Source organism: Methylobacterium amylolyticum (assembly GCF_030700245.1).
GTDB lineage: Bacteria > Pseudomonadota > Alphaproteobacteria > Rhizobiales > Beijerinckiaceae > Methylobacterium.
On sequence record NZ_JAUYZI010000001.1, the window covers coordinates 120,693 to 138,249 of the forward strand.

The 17,557-nt window shown below is 68.4% G+C and carries 17 protein-coding genes and 2 pseudogenes; 10 read left to right on the top strand and 9 right to left on the bottom strand.

The features are described 5' to 3' along the window. Positions 1-266 precede the first annotated feature (266 nt). Positions 267-1,703: a YncE family protein gene (locus tag Q8W71_RS00725; RefSeq protein WP_055958914.1), complete on the bottom strand. Its 1,437-nt coding sequence runs from the start codon at positions 1,701-1,703 to the stop codon at positions 267-269. Then, entirely contained in the window at positions 1,700-2,155 is a 456-nt protein-coding gene (gene copM, locus Q8W71_RS00730) for a CopM family metallochaperone (RefSeq protein ID WP_305523393.1), read from the bottom strand. The genes Q8W71_RS00725 and copM overlap by 4 nt, the downstream gene beginning before the upstream one ends. A 182-nt stretch (positions 2,156-2,337) precedes the next feature. Here copM and Q8W71_RS00735 point away from each other — a divergent pair, with 182 nt between their 5' ends. From Q8W71_RS00735 to Q8W71_RS00755, 5 genes are read left to right on the top strand one after another with little or no spacing between them, the layout of a single operon-like run. Beyond that, a complete protein-coding gene (locus Q8W71_RS00735; RefSeq protein ID WP_055958920.1) occupies positions 2,338-2,721 on the top strand; it encodes a COG4315 family predicted lipoprotein in 384 nt (127 codons plus the stop codon). A 13-nt stretch (positions 2,722-2,734) separates the two neighbouring features. Beyond that, on the top strand, positions 2,735-3,244 hold the full coding sequence (locus Q8W71_RS00740) for an RNA polymerase sigma factor (protein ID WP_305523394.1): 510 nt from the start codon (positions 2,735-2,737) through the stop codon (positions 3,242-3,244). Further along, positions 3,241-4,050 carry an anti-sigma factor family protein gene (locus Q8W71_RS00745; RefSeq protein WP_305523395.1) on the top strand — a complete coding sequence of 270 codons (810 nt, stop codon included), beginning with the start codon at positions 3,241-3,243 and terminating at the stop codon, positions 4,048-4,050. Before Q8W71_RS00740 ends, Q8W71_RS00745 begins: the two co-directional genes overlap by 4 nt. Continuing rightward, positions 4,047-4,937 (top strand): LysR family transcriptional regulator, encoded by an 891-nt coding sequence (locus tag Q8W71_RS00750; protein WP_305523396.1) that lies wholly within the window; start codon positions 4,047-4,049, stop codon positions 4,935-4,937. Before Q8W71_RS00745 ends, Q8W71_RS00750 begins: the two co-directional genes overlap by 4 nt. Next, the gene (locus tag Q8W71_RS00755; protein WP_238227849.1) at positions 4,934-5,305 is read left to right on the top strand and encodes a YidH family protein; all 372 of its coding nucleotides are present in this window, start codon (positions 4,934-4,936) and stop codon (positions 5,303-5,305) included. The genes Q8W71_RS00750 and Q8W71_RS00755 overlap by 4 nt, the downstream gene beginning before the upstream one ends. Positions 5,306-5,308: 3 nt before the next feature. Here the strand turns inward: Q8W71_RS00755 and Q8W71_RS00760 are convergent, their stop codons facing one another. From Q8W71_RS00760 to Q8W71_RS00790, 7 genes are all read right to left on the bottom strand, one after another. Continuing rightward, on the bottom strand, positions 5,309-6,394 hold the full coding sequence (locus tag Q8W71_RS00760) for a molybdopterin-dependent oxidoreductase (protein WP_305523397.1): 1,086 nt from the start codon (positions 6,392-6,394) through the stop codon (positions 5,309-5,311). A 78-nt stretch (positions 6,395-6,472) separates the two neighbouring features. Beyond that, the gene (locus tag Q8W71_RS00765) at positions 6,473-7,561 is read right to left on the bottom strand and encodes a beta-propeller fold lactonase family protein (RefSeq protein ID WP_305523398.1); all 1,089 of its coding nucleotides are present in this window, start codon (positions 7,559-7,561) and stop codon (positions 6,473-6,475) included. An 80-nt stretch (positions 7,562-7,641) separates the two neighbouring features. Continuing rightward, a complete protein-coding gene (locus tag Q8W71_RS00770) occupies positions 7,642-7,980 on the bottom strand; it encodes a c-type cytochrome (RefSeq protein ID WP_012752399.1) in 339 nt (112 codons plus the stop codon). An 11-nt stretch (positions 7,981-7,991) separates the two neighbouring features. Next, a complete protein-coding gene (locus tag Q8W71_RS00775; protein WP_305523399.1) occupies positions 7,992-9,215 on the bottom strand; it encodes a molybdopterin-dependent oxidoreductase in 1,224 nt (407 codons plus the stop codon). A gap of 244 nt (positions 9,216-9,459) precedes the next feature. Continuing rightward, positions 9,460-10,521 (bottom strand): YeiH family protein, encoded by a 1,062-nt coding sequence (locus Q8W71_RS00780; protein WP_305523400.1) that lies wholly within the window; start codon positions 10,519-10,521, stop codon positions 9,460-9,462. Positions 10,522-10,704: 183 nt separating this feature from the next. Further along, entirely contained in the window at positions 10,705-11,343 is a 639-nt protein-coding gene (locus Q8W71_RS00785; RefSeq protein ID WP_305523401.1) for a 2,3-bisphosphoglycerate-dependent phosphoglycerate mutase, read from the bottom strand. Between the two features lie 319 nt (positions 11,344-11,662). Further along, a complete protein-coding gene (locus Q8W71_RS00790; RefSeq protein ID WP_305523402.1) occupies positions 11,663-11,833 on the bottom strand; it encodes a hypothetical protein in 171 nt (56 codons plus the stop codon). A gap of 1,101 nt (positions 11,834-12,934) precedes the next feature. Between Q8W71_RS00790 and Q8W71_RS00795 the strand changes: the two are divergent. The 5 genes and pseudogenes from Q8W71_RS00795 to Q8W71_RS00815 form a co-directional block, all read left to right on the top strand. Next, positions 12,935-13,657, top strand: a pseudogene (locus Q8W71_RS00795) (N-6 DNA methylase); the annotation flags it as partial. Between the two features lie 541 nt (positions 13,658-14,198). Continuing rightward, positions 14,199-14,456: pseudogene (locus Q8W71_RS00800) on the top strand (efflux RND transporter permease subunit); the annotation flags it as partial. 19 nt (positions 14,457-14,475) lie between these two features. Next, positions 14,476-14,952, top strand: coding sequence for a DUF411 domain-containing protein (locus tag Q8W71_RS00805; RefSeq protein ID WP_305523403.1), 477 nt, complete (start codon positions 14,476-14,478; stop codon positions 14,950-14,952). Between the two features lie 431 nt (positions 14,953-15,383). Beyond that, positions 15,384-17,018, top strand: coding sequence for a Fic family protein (locus Q8W71_RS00810; protein WP_305523404.1), 1,635 nt, complete (start codon positions 15,384-15,386; stop codon positions 17,016-17,018). A 251-nt stretch (positions 17,019-17,269) separates the two neighbouring features. Next, on the top strand, positions 17,270-17,482 hold the full coding sequence (locus Q8W71_RS00815) for a heavy-metal-associated domain-containing protein (protein ID WP_305523405.1): 213 nt from the start codon (positions 17,270-17,272) through the stop codon (positions 17,480-17,482). The last annotated feature ends 75 nt before the right edge of the window (positions 17,483-17,557 follow it).

The following is a 17,557-nucleotide window of genomic DNA, read 5'->3' on the forward strand; positions in this document are numbered from 1 at the left end:
TGACTGGCACGTCGCGCTCCGTGCGGAGCCACCATGGTGCGAAGCCGGCCCCACCAGATGACGTGCAGGAAAGCCCTGCTCACGCCGGTCTCCCCGGCCGACGGTCGGATTACGACAGAGGAAAGCGATACTTTGTGTCGGGTGTCGACCCAACTAGGTCATAGGAGCAATCTAACGGCGGCCTCGAAAGCAGACGTTGCAGCCGGACGCGCGCTGCGAACGCATGCTCTCGGATTCCCGCTTCCCGCGCTCGTGAGGCCGCCCGTTCAATCCACAGTCTGCATCTGGACGACGCCGCCGAGTTCACCGGGCTTGCCCGAGACCACCACGAGGTAGCGCCGGCTCGCTCCGGCATCCGTGCGGGTGATCTGGCGGATCGGGCCGATGGCGTTGACGATGGCCGCGCCGGCCGGGTTGGTCATGAAGGCGGCGAGCGGCTCCAGGCCGGCGGCCCCCTTCGGATCGGCGGCGAGCGCCAGGACGAACGGCGTCTTCGGCGCCAGTCCCGTGACCGCGGCCTGCAGGGTCTGCAGCACGCCCTGGTCGAACAGGGTCACCTGCGTCGCCGGCTTGCCATCGGTGCCTGCGAGCGTCAGCGCGCTGGTCTTGCCGGCTGCGCCCAGCGGCTGGAGGTTCTGCTTTCCGTCCCCCTCCGGCACGGCGTTCGGGACGTAGGCCACGCCCTGCGGCCCCTGGCCGATCGGAACCTCGGCGATCACGGTGTTCGATGCGGTGTCGATCACCGCCGCCTTGTCGGCGTTCTCTAGGCCGACATAGACGCGGCTGCCGTCGCCCGAGGGCCAGAGCCCGTGCGGCAGGGCGCCGGTCGGGATGGTGGCGACCTGGGTGAAGTCGTCGGTGCGGAACACCTTGACCTGGTTCAGGCCGCCGATCGTCACGTAGGCGAACTGGCCGGCCTTGGTCGAGACGATGTTGACGTGGTTGGTGATCGGCCCGGTCTCGATGGTCTTCAGCGGCGCGAAGGGCGGCGTCGCAGAGAACACCTGGGTCCGGCCGACATCCTTGAGGGTCAACCACACCTGCTTGCCGTCCGGTGTCGCGGCGATGTCGGGGCAGAACGGGCTCTCCTGCTTCACGCGCCCGACGATGGTGTGGGTCTTCGTGTCGATCACTACCGTCTCGGGGCTGAAGCTGGAGCAGACATAGCCGTAGGCGCCGTCCGGCGAGAAGATCGTCATGCCGGGCCCGTTCGGCACGGTGATCCGGCGCGTCTCCTTGGCGGTCGCGGCATCGAGTACGGCGATGTAGTCCTCGCCGCGCACGCTCACCCAGGCCTCCCGGCCGTCCGGCGTGAAGAAGGCCTCGTGCGGCGCGCGGCCGACATAGGCCGTGTGGCGGACCGTGTTGGTCGCCGTGTCGATGAAGCTCACGGAGTTCGAACCGATCGAGACCGCGAGCAGCGTCCTGTGGTCGGGCGAGAAGCCCATGCCGTGGACGAGGAGCTGGCCGCGATAGAGCGGGCTCAGGTTCATCGGCGTCGGGTCGCCGAGCCGGATCACGCCGAGCAGGACGTTGGCGGCGGGATCGACCACCGAGACCGTGTTGGAGAACTGGTCCGAGGTGTAGAACCGATCCCTGCCGCTGACCGGCACGTCCGGTGCGGAGGCTGCGCCCGGGGCCTGCCCGGCGAGAGCCGAGCCGGAGAGCAGCGCGAGCGCGAGGAGGGTGAGGGCGGTCTTCATCGGCAGATCTCCGAAGGCATCTCGGCGGCAGGGGCCGTGCCATGGTGGTGAAGGTGGGCGGCTGCGGCGGACGAATCCGGCGCGGGAGGGAGATCGGCGAGCGCCCGGCGCATCACCGCGATCTCCTGGCCCTGTTCGACGATGATCCCCTGCGCGAGGCGGCGCAGGACCGGATCCTTGCCGTAGAGCAGCTCCGCCTGGGCCATCGCGATCGCGCCCTCGTGGTGCGGGATCATCATCGCGGCGAAGTCGCGGTCCGGATCGCCCGAGGGCGGGACCATCATGTCGGCATGCATCCGCGTCATCGACTGCGCCATCATCGCGTCGAAGGACGCGGAGACGACGGCCGGCGGCTCGGCAGCGGCCAGCGTCGGGGGCATCATCATCCGGCCGCCGACGAGGCCGCCGGCCATCACGGCGGCCGTGAGCGCAAATCCCAATGCTCCGCGCATGAGCCGTCCTCCCTGTTCGTTGTCGAGGGGAGAGATGCCGGGGAAACGGTTTTATTCCCTGGCCGGGGACGAATTCGCGGCCCTGCCGATGTGATCGATCTTTTCCAAATGTCAGTGGAATAGACGCGCCCGTTCGGCATCTCTCCCAATGCGGTCATGGTCGACCGCCGGGGACCTCACTCATGCGCACCATGCTGATCCGCGCCGCCTTTGCGGCCTTCGCCTTCTCCGCCGTCGCCGCCCAGGCCGCTGCGCCTGCGATGACGGCCGAGACTGCCAAGGGGCCGGCGCTCGTCGATGCCAAGAGCATGACCCTCTACACCTTCGACAAGGACATGGGCGGCAAGTCGATGTGCAACGGCCCCTGCGCCGCCAACTGGCCCGCCCTGATGGCGGCGCCCGGCTCGGCTGCTAGTGGCGACTGGACGATGGTGACGCGGGACGACGGCACGATGCAGTGGGCCTATAAGGGCAAGCCGCTCTACACCTTCGCCAAGGATACGAAGCCCGGCGACATCACCGGCGACGGATTCCTCAACGGTGCATGGCACATCGCCAAGCCCTGATCGGTAAAGCCTCGTGGACGAGATCGCTGCCCTCATCGAACCGCAGATCCCAGCGTTGCGGCGCTACGCCGTCGCGCTGTTACGGGACCGCGAAGCGGCGGACGACCTCGTCCAGGACACTTTGGAGCGGGCGTTGTCCGGCTGGTCCGGACGCCGCCGCGACGGCGACCTGCGGGCCTGGCTGTTCACGATCGAGCGCAACCTGTTCCTCGGCACTGTTCGACGCCGGGGCCGGCGCGGCGTCGATCTCGGCGCGGAGGCTTTGGAGCAGGTGCCTGATCCGGGTGCCGACCCCGAGACCGCTATGGGGGCACGCGACGTGCTCGCCGGGCTCGACGCCCTGCCCGAGGAGCAGCGCTCGGTGCTGCTGCTCGTCGCGGTGGAGGATCTGTCCTATGCCGAAGCCGCGAAAGTGCTCGGAGTGCCGCTCGGCACGGTGATGTCGCGGTTGAGCCGAGCCCGGGAGCGGATGCGAAGTTTTCTGGACACGGGCCGAACCGGCTTGTTGAGGAGGGTGAAATGAGCGGGGATCCGCGCCCGGTCGGCGAGGACGACCTGCACGGCCTGATCGACGGTCGTCTCGAACCGGAGCGGCAGGCGCTGGTCGAGGCATGGCTCAGGGGAAACCCCGCGCGGGCGGCCGAGGTCTCGGCGGATCGCGCCCTGCGTGAGCGCTTGCGTGCCCGCCTCGCGCCGATCGCCGAGGAGGCGATCCCGGCGCGGCTCCGGGTGGCCAATATCCGCTCGCGACATCGCCCGATAACTGGGCGCTGGCTTCCGGTCGCGGCGGCTGCCGTGCTCTGCCTCGCGGTCGGCGGTGCCGCCGGCTGGTTCGGCCATGCCGCGCGGCAGGTACCCACGGTCACGCTCGCGCGAACCGAGCCGGCGACCGACGACGCGGTGGCGGCCTTCCGCACCTACGTGGTCGAGGCGCTGCATCCGGTGGAGGTGCGCGCCGACGAGAAGCCACACCTCGTGACGTGGCTCTCAAAGCGCCTCGGCCGGGCGGTGACCACCCCCGACCTCACGGCCTACGGCTTCCGCCTGATGGGCGGCCGGCTGCTGCCGGCGGGTTCCGAAGCCGCCGCGATGCTGATGTACGATGACGATCACGGCACCCGGCTGACGCTCTACAGCCGCGTGGGCGATGCGGATGGCCGCACGGTGTTCCGCTTCGCCCGCGAGGGCGATGTCGCTGCCTTCTCCTGGGTCGATGGCGGCATGTCCTACGTCGTCACGGGTCGCACCGACGAGGCGCGGCTATTGACCGTCGCGCAGGCGGTTGATGCGCAGATCCGTGGATTGCCGGTTCCGCCGCGGCAACCATGACCCTCGACCAACTCCGCATCTTCGTGGCCGTGGCGGAGCGGCAGCACGTGACCCGAGCCGCCGAGGCGCTGAACCTCGTCCAGTCGGCGGTCAGCACGGCGATCGCCAACATCGAGGGGCGGCACGCCACCAAGCTGTTTCACCGGGTCGGCCGCGGGATCGAGCTGACCGAGGCGGGACGCGTGTTCCTCGTCGAGGCCCGCGCCGTGCTCGCCCGGGCCGAGGCCGCCGAACTGGTGCTCGCCGACCTCAGTGGCATGCGACGCGGGACGCTGGCCCTCTATGCCAGCCAGACCATCGCCAGCGACTGGCTGCCGCGCCACCTCGTCGCCTTCCGCCGGGCCTACCCTGAGATCGCCATCCGGTTGGCGGTGGGCAACACCACCGACGCCGCCGACGCGGTGCGCGCGGGGCAGGCCGAACTCGGCTTTGTCGAGGGGGCGCTGGACGACCCGACGCTCGCGAGTACGACCATCGCGCAGGACCAACTGGTCCTCGTGGTCGCCCCTGGCCATGCCTTCGCCGGGGCGACCGACCTCGAACCCGAAAACCTCGCCGGGGTCGATTGGGTGCTGCGCGAGGCTGGATCGGGAACCCGCTCGGCCTTCGAGGCGGCCCTGGGTGCGGCCGGCCTCGCAGCCGCCCAGCTTCGGGTCACGCTCGAACTGCCCTCGAACGAGGCGGTCCGCGCTGCCGTCGAGGCCGGGGGCGGGGCCGCCGTACTGTCCGAGACCGTGGTCGCCGCAGCACTTCGGGCCGGGACCCTGGTGCGGGCGGCGTTCGACTTACCGAGCCGGCCGTTCCGGGTGCTGCGCCACAAGGAGCGCTACCGCAGCCGGGCCGCCGACGCGCTTCTCGACCTGATCGCGGCAGCGAATGCCGGATGAGCGAGCCCGCGAAACCCGTGCCCCCCGACGATCCCCGGGTGAGGCTCGCCGAGGATCGGACGGTTCTGGCGGCCGAACGCACCTTCGTGGCGTGGCTTCGCACCGGGCTCGCGTTCCTCGGCGTCGGCCTCGCCGCGCAGCGCTTCCTGCGGGAGGTTCTGGCGGTTTGGCCGCTGAAGGTGCTGTCGCTGACCCTGATCGCCTGTGCACTCGCCTCATTCGCCGGCGCCGTGTGGCGTGACCGGGCGATCCGGGCACGGCTCGCCCATTCCGAGATCCCGATGATGCCGCGCCTCCTCACCGTCGGGATTGCGGCCCTGCTGATCGCGATCTCCGGCCTCGCGGCCACCGCCCTGCTCTGGGCGTGAGGGTCAGGCCACCGTCACTCGCACCCGGTGCCAGGCGGCGCTGAGGTAGCCCTTGTAGTTCCAGGTGTCGTCGGGGGCGGCCGGCTGGGTCTGGCCGGCGGAATCCCAGGCCCGCACCGCGAGCTCGTGCTCGCCGGCGGTCAGCTCGCGTTCAATCTCCCAGAACGTCCAGGCGTAGGGCGCGTCGGCGTCGCGCTCGATCCGGGCCTGCGCCCAGCTGCGGCCGCCATCCGTCGAAACGTCGACGCGGGCGACCGCGCGGTCGCTGGCGATGGCGTAGCCGCGGATCGCGTGCCGGCCGGCCTTCAACGCCGCGCCGCGGGCGGGCTCGCAGATCGCGCTGTTCAACGGCATCGCCTCGATGGTGATGCCGTGGGCCGGGTCGGCGGTCTCGGCCGTCACGTTGGGCGGAAACAGCTTGTAGTCGTCGGCCTGCATCGGGTTGTCGGAAGGCCGGTCCTGAACCGAGATGCGGGCGAGCCACTTCGGGCTGCGGATACCGGCAAATCCTGGAACGACCACGCGCAACGGATGGCCGTGCTCGGGGGCGAGAGGCTCGCCGTTCATCGCGAAAGCGAGCAGCGTCTCGGGGGCCAGCGCCTTGGCGAGCGGGATCGAGGCACCGAAGCGCGTGTCCGTGTCCGCGATCCGGTCGTGGCTCTCGAAGGCGACGTGGCGCTCATCATCCGCATCGATGCCGGCCTCGCGCAGCACGTCGGCGAGCCGCACGCCGGTCCATTCCGCATTACCGATGGCACCGGGCGCCCACGGGTCGCCGGAGACCGGCGCCACGGCCAGCATGTCGGCCCGGCGGTTGCCGGCGCATTGCATCACCGCCGTGACGGTGACGGGCGCGAAGCGTTCTTTGAGATCGGCGAGGGAGAGGTCGAGGGGCGTCGCGACCATTCCGTCGACGGTCAGGCGGTAGCCGTTGGCGTCGAGGTCCGGGATGTCGCCGTGGCTGCGGACGTAGAAGTCGGCTTGATCAGTCAGGAAGGCGGCCCGCAGGCGATCGAGCGGCGGCTCGGCGTTGTAGGGCGCCTTTCCGTGGACGATGAGGCGGTCCTTGCGCTGGAACAGGCCGAGCATGGGGTCTTTGTCCTGCGTTCGCGACGTGTCGAGATCGAAAACGCGCCGGGCGCCGAAAGGCACCCGGCGCGCGACGCTTCACGGCTTCATCGTCGAAACCACCGCGTTCTTCGCGCGGTCGACCACGGCCACGCTGAGGTCGCGATTGAGGACGTACGCGTGGGCGTTGTCGGCCGAGAACGCGATCGCCTGGCGCGGCTCGTTCAGCCCGGTCACCGTGGCGACGACCTTGAGGCTGCCGGTGTCGATCACCGACAAGGAGTCGTCCTTGAGGTTGCCCGAATAGACGAAGCGCCCGTCCGGGGTCAGCGCGGCCCCGTAGGGGTCCTTGCCCACCGCGACTTCAGAGGTGACCTTGCGGGCGGCGACATCGACCACGCCGATGGTGTTGCGGCCGCTGTTGGCGGCAAACAGCGTCTTGCCGTCCTTGGTGATCGAGATGGCGCGCAGCTTTTCGAACCCGACGATCTCGCCGGTGATCTTGTTGGTGGCGGTGTCGACCAACGTGATCTTGTCGCCGAGGAAGTTCGTCACGAACACGGTCTTGCCGTCCGGCGACAGCTTCACGCCCTGGCGCGGCTGAGCGAAGCCGGGGATCACGGCGTCTGCGAGCATGGTCTTGGTGTCGAACACGGTCAGCGTGCTCGCGGCCTCGTTGTTGACGTAGAGCTTTGTCCCGTCGGCCGAGAGCACCGTGCCGAACGCACCGGGGCCCGCGGCAAGAACGCCGGCTTCTTTGCCGGTGCCGGTCTCGTAGACCGTGATCCGGCCCGTGCCGCTGTCGGAGACGTAGAAGCGGGCGCCGTCCGGCGCGAACACGATGTTGCGCGGCGTGACGAAGCCGTCGAGGCGGCGCAGCACCGTGCCCTTGGCGACGTCGTAGACGATGACGGCGCTCTCCTCGCTGTTCGACACCGCGGCGACCGTGCCGGCGGCGTTCAGGGCGAGCGCGTTGTTCTTGATTGCGCCGTCGAAGCCGGCGGCGAATCCAGGTTGGTTCTGGGTGAGGAGCAAGGCAGCTCCGGCGAGGAGGGCGCGGAGGCTGGTGCGGACGTCAGTCATGAAGCGTGTCTCTCGGGCATGCGCCCTCGTTCGGCGGCCTGGGGCCGGCCGTGCGGGCGAGTTCGAAATCGGATTGCGTCGTGCGGGACCGGTCAGGCCGTGCATCGCCTTAAGGAGATGCCACCGAGGGCGGTCTATTCCCCGAGGCCGACGAAAAAAGCACGGCGGCCTCGGGATTCGAGGGTTCAGGGCGTGGGCTTCAACGCCGTGAGGTAGTCGACGATGGTCTGCACATCGGCCTGATCGACCGGCGCTTTGTAGACGTGGACCATCTTGTTCACGGTCTCGGTCCACTGCGCCTTCGTGAGCTTGGGCTGGGTCAGCACCATCCCGGCCGAGTGGCAGGCGAGGCAATTGTTATTGACCGCCTCGGCTCCCGGCCCGTCCGGAAAGATCCGGTCGGACGTCGGAAATTCGATCGATTGCGAGCTGAAGCGCATCGGCTCGGGAGCAGGCGCCGCGAGCGCCACCAGGGGAGACAGGATGAGCGCGGTGATGAGGGCCGCAGGGCGGATCGTGTTCATGGCTGTTCTCCTCAAGCGGCCTGGAAGGACACGGTCTCGATGCCGTTCTGCATGAAGCCGTTGGCGTTCCAGACCCGGTCCATGCCTTGCGCGACGCCCTTGGTGTTTGTGCAGCGGACCTTGACCGTATGGGTCCCGGCAGCAAGCGCCGGCAGGCTGCCGTCGAAGCGGCGGAAGCTGTAGGGGCCCTCGTCCGCCCCGAGTTGCGCCGGGACCCACGTCGCTCCGCCGTCTCCAGAGACCTCGACCGTCTTCACCCCACAATCGCCGCCGAAGGCGATGCCGCGGATGGCCACCGGCGTTCCGGCCGCCACCCTGGCGCCGTCCTGCAGATTGGTGACGAACGAGCGCGGCACCATCCTGTTGATCGGCACTGTCTTGAAGCCGGTCTGGCCGGGCTTGATGTTAGCGCCCGGCACATCGGGGATGCGATAGGCGGTCTTCATCCAATATTGTTCGTCGGGCTTGTCCAGGACCTCGATGTCGGACAGCATCTTCACCCAATAAGTCGAGTACCAGCCCGGCACCACGAGCCGGAGCGGGAAGCCGTTAAGCAGCGGCAATTGCTCGCCATTCATCGCGTAGGCGATCATCACCTCGCCATTGCTTGCGTGATCGAGATCGAGCGATTTCTTGAAGTCGGGCGCGTCGTCGACCACCGGCGCGTCGAGGCCGTCGAAGCGCACCTGCACGGCACCGGCCTTCACCCCGGCCTGTTCGAGCACATCCTTGAGGCGTACGCCGGTCCATTTGGCGTTGCCCATCGAGCCGTTAGCCCATTGCGCGCCGGGCACTCGCGGCTCGAACAGCCCGCGCGAATTGCCCGAGCACTGGTTGACCGCGGCGATCTCGAAGCGCGGCAGGCCGGCGATGGCGTCGAGGGAGAGTGAGAGTTCCTTCTCCACATGGCCGTGGACCTTGAGCCGGAAGGTGCCGGCATCCACCTCGGTCGGGATCGAGGCCCAGTGCCAGCGCACGTAGAAGCGGTCGTTGGGGGTGAACACGCCCTCGTCGAACACCGAAAACGGCGTCTCCAGCAGCGGAGGATGAGTACGCTGCAGGATCATCTCGCCCTTGCCCGGAAAGGCGGTGGTCAGCGCCCGCTCGTCCGGGCCGCCCGGCAGAGGCAGCTTCACCGAGCCCGCGGCCCAGGCCGGCAGTGCGGCGCCGAGGCTGCCGAGCCCGAGTCCACCCAGGACGAGGCGGCGGTTCGTCGGTCTGTCCAATCCGTGCATGGTCTCTCCCCTTGAAGAATGTCGGCATCGATGCGTTCGAGGGCATCGAGCCCCGTGGCGATTCCTCGCGACAAGGGAGATGCTACGGAAAGCGATTTATTCCCTCCAACGGTCTTTCGCGATGCGAACGATCTCCCGGTGCGATGATTCGAGAATTTTCAATCTCTCGCTTGGTCCGGAATTCTTCGGGGCATCGCGCCGGATGAAAACCTGGATCGGTGGTGGAGCCGGATCCTCACCCGGATCAGACTAGGCCGAGCACGTGGATCAGGCCGAGGCTGACGGCGCCGAGCGCGAGGAGCGAGGCGACTACCGCCAGCGTCACCCGCGCCCCGGCCTTGGCGACGCTGCGCACGTCGACCCCGAGGCCGAGCGCCGCCATCGAGACCACGGTCAGCACATTGGCGGTCTCCGACATCGGCGCGAGCGCGACCTGCGGGATCAGCCCGGCCGAGCGAAGTCCGGCGAGCGCGAGGAATGCGAGGATGAACCACGGCACCAGGCGGTGGATCGCGAGGCCGGCGCGGGCCGGGCGGTCGCCGGCTGTGACGCCGGGCGCGGCCTCGTCGGTCTCCGCGCGCAGCCGGCTCGCGCCGAGGGAGAGCACCAGGACGACCGGGCCGAGCATCAGCACCCGGACGAGCTTCACCAAAGTTCCCACTTGGACGCTGAGCGCCGCGACCGGCGCGGTGGCGGCGAGCACCTGCGGCACGGCGTAGACGGTCAGTCCGGCGAGCACCCCGTACTGCATCGGCGACAGGCCGAGCAGCGGCACCAGCAGGGGCAGGCCGAGCACCACCAGCACGCCCAGCACCGCGGTGAAGGCGATGGAGGCGGCGACGTCCTCGCCGTCGGCGCCGATCACCGGGGCCGTGGCGGCGATCGCCGAGTTGCCGCAGATCGAGTTGCCGCAGGCGACGAGGATCGCCATGCGCGGGTGCAGCCCGAGCGCCCGGCCGATGCCGTAGCTCGACAGGATCGCGACCGCGACGACGCCCGCGATGCCGAAGAGCAGACCCGGACCGGCGGCGAGGATCGTCGCAAGGCTGAGCGAGGCCCCGAGAAGAACAACCGCGATCTCCAGTACGGTCTTGGCCCCGAAGGCGATGCCGGGAAAGAAACGTTGCGACGGGGTCCAGGCCGTGCGGATCGCGCTGCCGAGCAGGATCGCCAGCACCAGGGCTTCGAGCCAGGCGCGACCGAACAGATGCGCCTCGACGGCCTCGAAGCCGACCGCTGCGGCGGTGACCGCCACGCAGAGGCCCAGTCCCGGAAGGATGGCTCTCGTGCCGGCCAAGGCGCCCATCGATCGAGGGTGAGAGAAAAGTCTGGGCACGGACATGGATGGCTCCAATGTGATGCCAGAGAATCCCATGTCCCTTTCATTCACTCCAACGGAATGATCAGATGTTTTCCATCAACGAAATAGATGAAAAGATGGCCCCTTCGCAGCTTGCGGAGCCCCATGCTGCGAGGTCGACAGGTGGATTCACGCGTCGATCCAGCGGGCCTTGATCGTCGTGTCCGCGGCAAACTCATAGATCCTGACGGAGCCCGTTGTGAGTTCGAGGTCCTCGACCTCCGCCGGGCTGAGGTCTTCGAGCGCCATCACAAGCGCCCGCAGGCAATTGCCGTGGGCGACGACCAGAACGTCCCCGCCCATGACCACCGGTAGGATGGATCGGAGGTAGCAGGGCACGATGCGGGCGACGGTATCGCGCAGGCTCTCGCCATTCGGCGGCGCCTCGGCGTAGGAGCGGCGCCAGGTCTCGATCCGCACCGCCCCCCAGCGCGCATCGGCGGTAGTCTTGTCGAGCCCGCTGAGGTCGCCGTAGTCTCGCTCGTCGAGCGCGGCGAAGCGTTGGGGAATTAATCCGGGTTGCCCGAGCGCATCGAGGATAAGCCGGCCGCTCACGACGGCCCGCGTCAGCGTAGAGGTGAAGGCAACAGAAAAGCGCCAGCGGCGCTCGGCCAAACGCCGGCCGGCTGCCTCCGCTTCCATCCGGCCCTGCTCGGTCAAGGGCGAGTCCAGCAATCCCGTGAACAGGCCGGATCGGTTGGCTACACTCTGGCCATGCCGGACAAGCACGAGACGTCTCGTGACCGGGGCTTTGCAATCGTGAATCACGCTGTCTCCCGAGGCAGAGCACTTTCGCGCCGGTTGCATCGCCTCTGATGAAGTCGGCATCCGGCTTCAACGAAATTCGACCCTGAGATGAGTTGGACCGACTGTCCGGAGACGGCGATTCATCCTTGGTCCGCTTTAGAACGTCTTGCGACTGAAAGCAGCCAAGCTGCTTGCCACCCCTCTCGGTCGTTCCGGTGTGGTTACCATAGGTCCGAGGCAAGGCTTTTGACCGCTCGGCGGGCGAACGGGGCGCGCCTGCTGGACTACCTCTATCGCGCCGTGCCCCATCGCACGGGACGGTCGGTCTCACCCTGCGCGCTCAGATCATCACGGCCACGACGGCGGTCGAGGCCATCGCGCAGGCTACACGCGTAATGCGGTCGTCCACCACGGGGTCCTCGATCCCGGGACGCACCTGCTGCCGAAGACGTTCGGGATCGACCAGCTTGCCAAGAAGGTCCGTACGGTCCTCGACGGCTGAACCGCTCACCCGAACGGCTTAGCCGTCGAGGGTCTGAGGCCCTTGCGATAGGCAGCTAGGCCCGGCCACGGCCTGCATGCATCTCGATTGCAGGGATTGGCCCCATAATGGCCCCGTCTTCCGATTCGTTGACGCGGGCTCAATCACTCCGCGTCAGGATCGGGAGGAACCGACTGCTTATGCCCTCGAACCCGGACCGCCGGCCTCGACGATGACCAGGAGCGACGCCGATTGCAAAGGGTGGGGGCCGGCCGCGTGAGCTCGGCCCTTGAACGCGTGCTGGCGCGTACCGGCTTCACGGGCGGCCCGGAAGGCGACGCCGTGGGTCTCCGGCGTGCCGGCGATCCCCTGAACGTTCGCTTGGAGGCGGCGTTCGCCGAGCGCGGCGGCCTGGCGGCGGATGCCGTCTACGAGAGCGAGGACGGGCCCAAGCTAATCGTGAAGGCCGTGGGCGGTCGCCACGCCGCGGACGCGGATGCCTTGGACGCGCTGCACGAGCGCGCCTGGAACCTTGGCTTGGCCCCCCTCCTGTGGATCGTCACCCCGGTCGAGGTCAGGGTCTACGACGCCTACCGCGGGGTCGGCATGGAGGAGGATCGCGGTCCCCTCGCAGTGTACGGGCTCGACGTCGAGGCGCAGATGGCCGAGCTCGACGCATTCTGCGGCCGCTTCTCGCTCGACACCGGCGCGTTCTGGTCCTCGGCACTGGCGCGAGACATCAGCCGCGACGGCAAGGTCGATAACGTCCTCCTGGGCGAGATCCGGGCGCTTGAGCAGAGGCTGGTCGCCGTATCGGCCCGGGAGACGCCCAACGTGGGCCTGGCGGACGCCCGCGAGCGCTGCCAGGAGCTCATCACCTGCACGCTGTTCGCCAGCTACCTGTTTGACCGGGGACTGGCCGGCCCGATGCTCCCGCCCGACCTGGGCGACGATCTGGCCTCCATCCTCCGGTCCCGGGAAGGAACGCTGCGCCTGCTGGCGTGGCTGCACGACACCTTCAACGGCGACGTGTTCCCGGCCGATATCGGGCAAGGCCTCCTCGACGGCCACCTCGGCCTGCTGGAGGACTTCGCCAACGGAACCCACCTCCACGGGTGGCAGGAGGGCCAGATGCGGCTCTTCAGGTTCCGCTTCGACACGGTGCCCATCGAGCTGATCAGCTCGGTCTACGAATCCTTCGCGCAGCGCGCGGCCTCGGACATGTCGAGGGACCTGGGCGTCCATTACACCCGGGTCGAGCTCGTCCACATGGCGCTCGATCCAGTTTTCGAAGGCCTGCCGGACGGCGCGACGGTTCTGGATCCCACCTGTGGCTCCGGCCTGTTCCTCGTTCAGTCGCTCCGTCGCCTCGTCTGGAAGCGATGCGGCGACGGGCCGAGGCCCCGCTCCCTGGTCCGCGAGATCCTCTACGGTCAGGTCCACGGCATCGACGTGCAGACGGCGGCGCTGAGGATCGCCGCGTTCAGCCTGTATCTGGCGGCGCTTGAGCTGGAGACGGAAGCCCGGCCGGGCGAGGCGATAGGGTTCCGGCATCTGGTCGGCCTGACTCTGCACCGCCTCGACTTCCTGTCGGCCGAGGCGTTCGAGCTCAGCAAGGCCCTGAAACCCGACGCCATCGTCGGCAACCCGCCGTGGACGCACGGCGTGGTGGACCTGCCGAGGCGTGGGAAGGGACCGGCCGACCTAGACGCCGAACTCTTCGCGCGTCGGAGCCCGGACCAGCGGTTCCTGTCGCGCGCGATCGACGTGATGGGCCGCTCGGGCCGGATCGCGATGTACGTGAAGGCGGCCCCGCTGCTCGCGCGGTCTCCCGAGGCCACCAGCTTCCGTGAAGCGCTTCTGCGGCGCCTGGATCGGCTCGCCATGCTGAACATGTCGCCGCTCCGGCATGACCGCCTGTTCGCCGACGCGCAGTCGCCCGGCCTGCTGCTGTGCGCGAACTGCGGCAACCTTCCCGACGGCGACAGGGTGCTCGTTGGCACCTTCCCGTGGACCCCGGACTACTCCAAGAGCGGCGCCCTCGCCCTGTCTTCAGCCGACGTGAGCGTGGTCGAGAAGGCACGTGTCCTGGCGACGCCCTCGTTCCTTAAGGCAGCGATGGTCGGCACCCCCCGCGACGCGTTGCTGATGGAGCGTATCGAGCGGGACGGGATCCCGCTTGGAACGCTGCTGGACAAGATGGGCGTCCGTTCGGGGCGGGGCTTCCAGGTGGAGGGCGGCAGGAAGACCCCGGTTCCGAAGGACATGGCGGAAATGCCGGCGCTCTGGAAGACGCCGGAATACCGGCCAGGGAGGCTCGACGGCCTCCCCCTCCCGACGCTCGCCGAGCGGAAGCTGACCGAGCTATGGCGCGTCCGCGACCTGCACATCTACAGTCCGGCCCAAGATGATGACGGTGGTCGCCATCATGGCGGGCCTTCTACCCATCCTCTGGAGCACCGGATCGGGCTCCGAGGTCATGCAGCGGATCGCAGTGCCCATGATCGGCGGGATGGTCTCCTCGATGGTGCTGACCCTGGTGGTGATCCCGGCGGTCTACGCCCTGGTGAAGGGGTGGGGCCTGCCGCCGGCCGATGCCGTCGCGTCGGAGGCGGTGGAAGAGGACGTGCGGCTGCCCGAGGCGGCCGAGTGAGAGCGAACGGGAGAAGGCGATGGGAAGCGATATGATGCCGTCACGACGTGCGATGCTCGCGGGGTTGGCGGCGGGGTTGGCTCTCGGGCGGGGCGCCCTGGCGCAGGGCCTGCCGACGGTCGCGGTGACCAAGGACCCCAATTGCGGCTGCTGCGAGAAGTGGGTGACCCACCTGCGCGAGGCCGGCTTCACCGTCACCGTGACCGAGGGGCCCGTGAACCCGGTGAAGGCGCGCCTCGGCGTGCCGCGCGACCTCGCCTCCTGCCACACCGCCCAGGTCGACGGCTACGTGGTCGAGGGCCACGTGCCGGCCGGAGCGATCAAGCGGCTCCTGGCGGAGAGACCCCGGGGAACCGGGCTGGCCGTACCGGGCATGCCGGTCGGCTCGCCCGGCATGGAGGTCGATGGCATGGAGCCGGACACATACGACGTGGTCCTGTTCGGGCCGGAAGGTCGGAATACCTTTGCCCGATACAGGGGGGCGGAGCTTGCCTGAACCGGCGGCGTGGGTGCGGCCCGGCCGTTGGTCCCCCGCTTGACCCTCAAGACCTTTGGACCCACACGATGACCCATCGACGCTGAACGGTGCGCCTTCAGCAACCCATGGGCTCCGGCCCGTTTGAAGCCTGTAGGTTTCCACCTGTGGGCTTTTTTTGCCACCGTTCCGTTCCCCGGCCGTCCCGCTTACGAACGACGCCGGGGCCTCGACCATTCCTGCAAGGAAAAGCCCCCTTCCGCTTAAGGTCAAGTAGATGGGGTACAGCGGCTACGCCAACGCCGTGATCCGAACCGCCCAGGCCGTCGAGCACGACTCCTGGCCGAGCCCCCCTGCCAGGAACACTGGCCACTGCTTATGTTGTTTAAAACGACAAATCAGGATATTATGTTGGCCAGAGCGACGTTTCGAGTGTCGCCAGGAGTTCTTAAGTGGCCACCACTCATGGCGACCTGATCCTTACGGGAGGTGGCCCGCAACGCGACCGCTCCCTTCAGCGGCAGGCCTCGGCCGGTAAGATCCGGCGTGTTGGCGACGGCATATACGCGTTGGCCAACGGCCGTCCTGTCGAGGAGATCGTCTGTGGCGGATGGGCCCCCATCCTGGCTCGGTACGCTCCAGGGGCCGTGCTCATGGGCAGGACGGCCCTGCAGCGAAATCCCTGGCGCGAGCGCGGCCCGGATGGGCGCGTGGTCTTCCCGGGCTGGGTGTTCGCGACCGACCTGTCCGGAAAGGACCGCAAGCGTCTATCCTTGCCGGGTCTTGAGATCCGAACCTTCCCGGGTCCTGGTCCCCTGGAAGGGGATATGTCCTTCCTCGGCGTTCACTTGCCGAGCGATGCCCGCACCCTGCTGGAGAACCTGAAGGCCTCGCGCGCGCGAAGCGGTCCTAGCCGTACGGTCGGCCGAGAGGGCGTCGAACGGGAGGTGGAACGTCTCCTCAAGACCGCGCGGGAGGAGGGGCTCCGGGAGATCCGGCAGCGGGCCGAGCGCATCGCGGGACCGCTCGGTGCGGAGCAGGAGCTGCAGGTTCTCTTCGACATCATCGGGGCCGTCGTCGGAACCCGCAAGGCCGACCTCTCCGCCAAGGACGTGGCCGCGCGGAGGCGGCCGGATGACCCATATGACCCCGAGTGCATGGAGCGCCTCAAGGCTCTCGCGACGACGCTCGGGCGCGTCACGCCGAACCTGCCCGATCCGCATGTCGATTCCGGCGTGCGGGACTGCACGTCTTTCGTCGAGGCGTACTTCACCAACTACATCGAGGGGACCCGCTTCCTCGTCGACAAGGCTAGGCGCATCGTGTTCGAGCATGAGCCGGCGGACGGGCGACCGCAGGACGGCCGGGACGTGACCCAGACCTTCGCCCAAGTCGCGAGCATCGTGCCGGGCGAAGGGCGCGCGTCGTCCGCGGACGAGTTCGTCGCGGAGATCCGTGAGCGGAACGCGCGGCTCCTCGACGCTCGTCCCGACAAGAAGCCTGGCGAGTTCAAGGAAGATGCCAACAGCGCGGGCAACACCGTCTTCGTGTTGCCTGACCTAGTCAGGGGGACCCTGCGCGAAGGTTTCGCCATGCTGCGCGACCTGCAGGCCCCCTTCGCCCGGGGCCTGTTCGCCCACACGCTGATCGTGCTGGTCCATCCCTTCAACGATGGCAACGGGCGGACTGCGCGCATCATGATGACGAAGGAATTGGTCGGGGGCGGCCAGTCGCGGATCGTGGTGCCGACCATATACCGTTCGGACTACATAGGCGGGCTGCGGGCGCTCACCGCTCCCGGGACCCCGCAGGCCGCGCCCCTCGTACGCGCGATGTTGCGGTGCCAGTCCGTCACGGCGCGCATCGCCTCGGCGAACCTGGACGAGACGTTGCGCCTCTGGGCATCGACACATGCCTTCTTGGAGGACGAGAAGAACGCGCGGTTCAGCGAGCCGAGCCCGGACGTGGACATCGTGTGGAGGCGCGGCATCCCAGCCCCATCATCCTATTGGGCGGACGTCGACTTGGCGGCCCAGCTCCAAGACGATGCATCCGACTTGGTATCTCTGGAGCGCAATGGGTTTTAAAACGACAACCCATCCAAATATGTGATTTTAAACGACAGCCCTCCTGGCTGGCCTGCCGTTATGTGCTCCCAGTGCCGCTCGCCGACGCGTTGAACGGCACATCGTCAAGGGCTGCGGACCCGATCTCGCATCTCCGGCGTTCCCGCTGCATGCCGGTGTCCGCCGACCGATGAGGGCGAGGCCTGCACGCTATTGACCTTCCCATGATGGGAAGCCCCATCTGGGTGTGACGCCATCCAAGGGAGTGCGTCATGCATCGCTTCAAGGTCGAGAAGATGGGCTGCGGCGGCTGCGCCAAGTCGGTGACCCGCGCGGTCCTGGGCATCCAGCCGAACGCCCGGGTCGAGGTCGAGTTCGGAGCCAAGCTCGTGACCGTGTCGGATGCCGCCGGCCCGGCGGGCCGGATCGCTCAGGCCATCGCCGCGGCGGGCTTCCCGGCAGAGCCGCTGCTCGCGGCGGCTTGAAACGCCGCGACGGCAACCAAATTCGCCTGCAGGCATTCACGTCTCAACGGCGGACATAGTCCCGCCACCGGAATC

Excerpts from the sequence above, each read along its gene's own strand:
- Q8W71_RS00725 (WP_055958914.1), bottom strand. The coding sequence starts at position 1,703 with ATGAAGACCGCCCTCACCCTCCTCGCGCTCGCGCTGCTCTCCGGCTCG.
- copM (WP_305523393.1), bottom strand. The coding sequence starts at position 2,155 with ATGCGCGGAGCATTGGGATTTGCGCTCACGGCCGCCGTGATGGCCGGC.
- Q8W71_RS00735 (WP_055958920.1), top strand. The coding sequence starts at position 2,338 with ATGCGCACCATGCTGATCCGCGCCGCCTTTGCGGCCTTCGCCTTCTCC.
- Q8W71_RS00745 (WP_305523395.1), top strand. The coding sequence starts at position 3,241 with ATGAGCGGGGATCCGCGCCCGGTCGGCGAGGACGACCTGCACGGCCTG.
- Q8W71_RS00750 (WP_305523396.1), top strand. The coding sequence starts at position 4,047 with ATGACCCTCGACCAACTCCGCATCTTCGTGGCCGTGGCGGAGCGGCAG.
- Q8W71_RS00755 (WP_238227849.1), top strand. The coding sequence starts at position 4,934 with ATGAGCGAGCCCGCGAAACCCGTGCCCCCCGACGATCCCCGGGTGAGG.
- Q8W71_RS00760 (WP_305523397.1), bottom strand. The coding sequence starts at position 6,394 with ATGCTCGGCCTGTTCCAGCGCAAGGACCGCCTCATCGTCCACGGAAAG.
- Q8W71_RS00765 (WP_305523398.1), bottom strand. The coding sequence starts at position 7,561 with ATGCACGGCCTGACCGGTCCCGCACGACGCAATCCGATTTCGAACTCG.
- Q8W71_RS00770 (WP_012752399.1), bottom strand. The coding sequence starts at position 7,980 with ATGAACACGATCCGCCCTGCGGCCCTCATCACCGCGCTCATCCTGTCT.
- Q8W71_RS00775 (WP_305523399.1), bottom strand. The coding sequence starts at position 9,215 with ATGCACGGATTGGACAGACCGACGAACCGCCGCCTCGTCCTGGGTGGA.
- Q8W71_RS00780 (WP_305523400.1), bottom strand. The coding sequence starts at position 10,521 with ATGGGCGCCTTGGCCGGCACGAGAGCCATCCTTCCGGGACTGGGCCTC.
- Q8W71_RS00805 (WP_305523403.1), top strand. The coding sequence starts at position 14,476 with ATGGGAAGCGATATGATGCCGTCACGACGTGCGATGCTCGCGGGGTTG.
- Q8W71_RS00815 (WP_305523405.1), top strand. The coding sequence starts at position 17,270 with ATGCATCGCTTCAAGGTCGAGAAGATGGGCTGCGGCGGCTGCGCCAAG.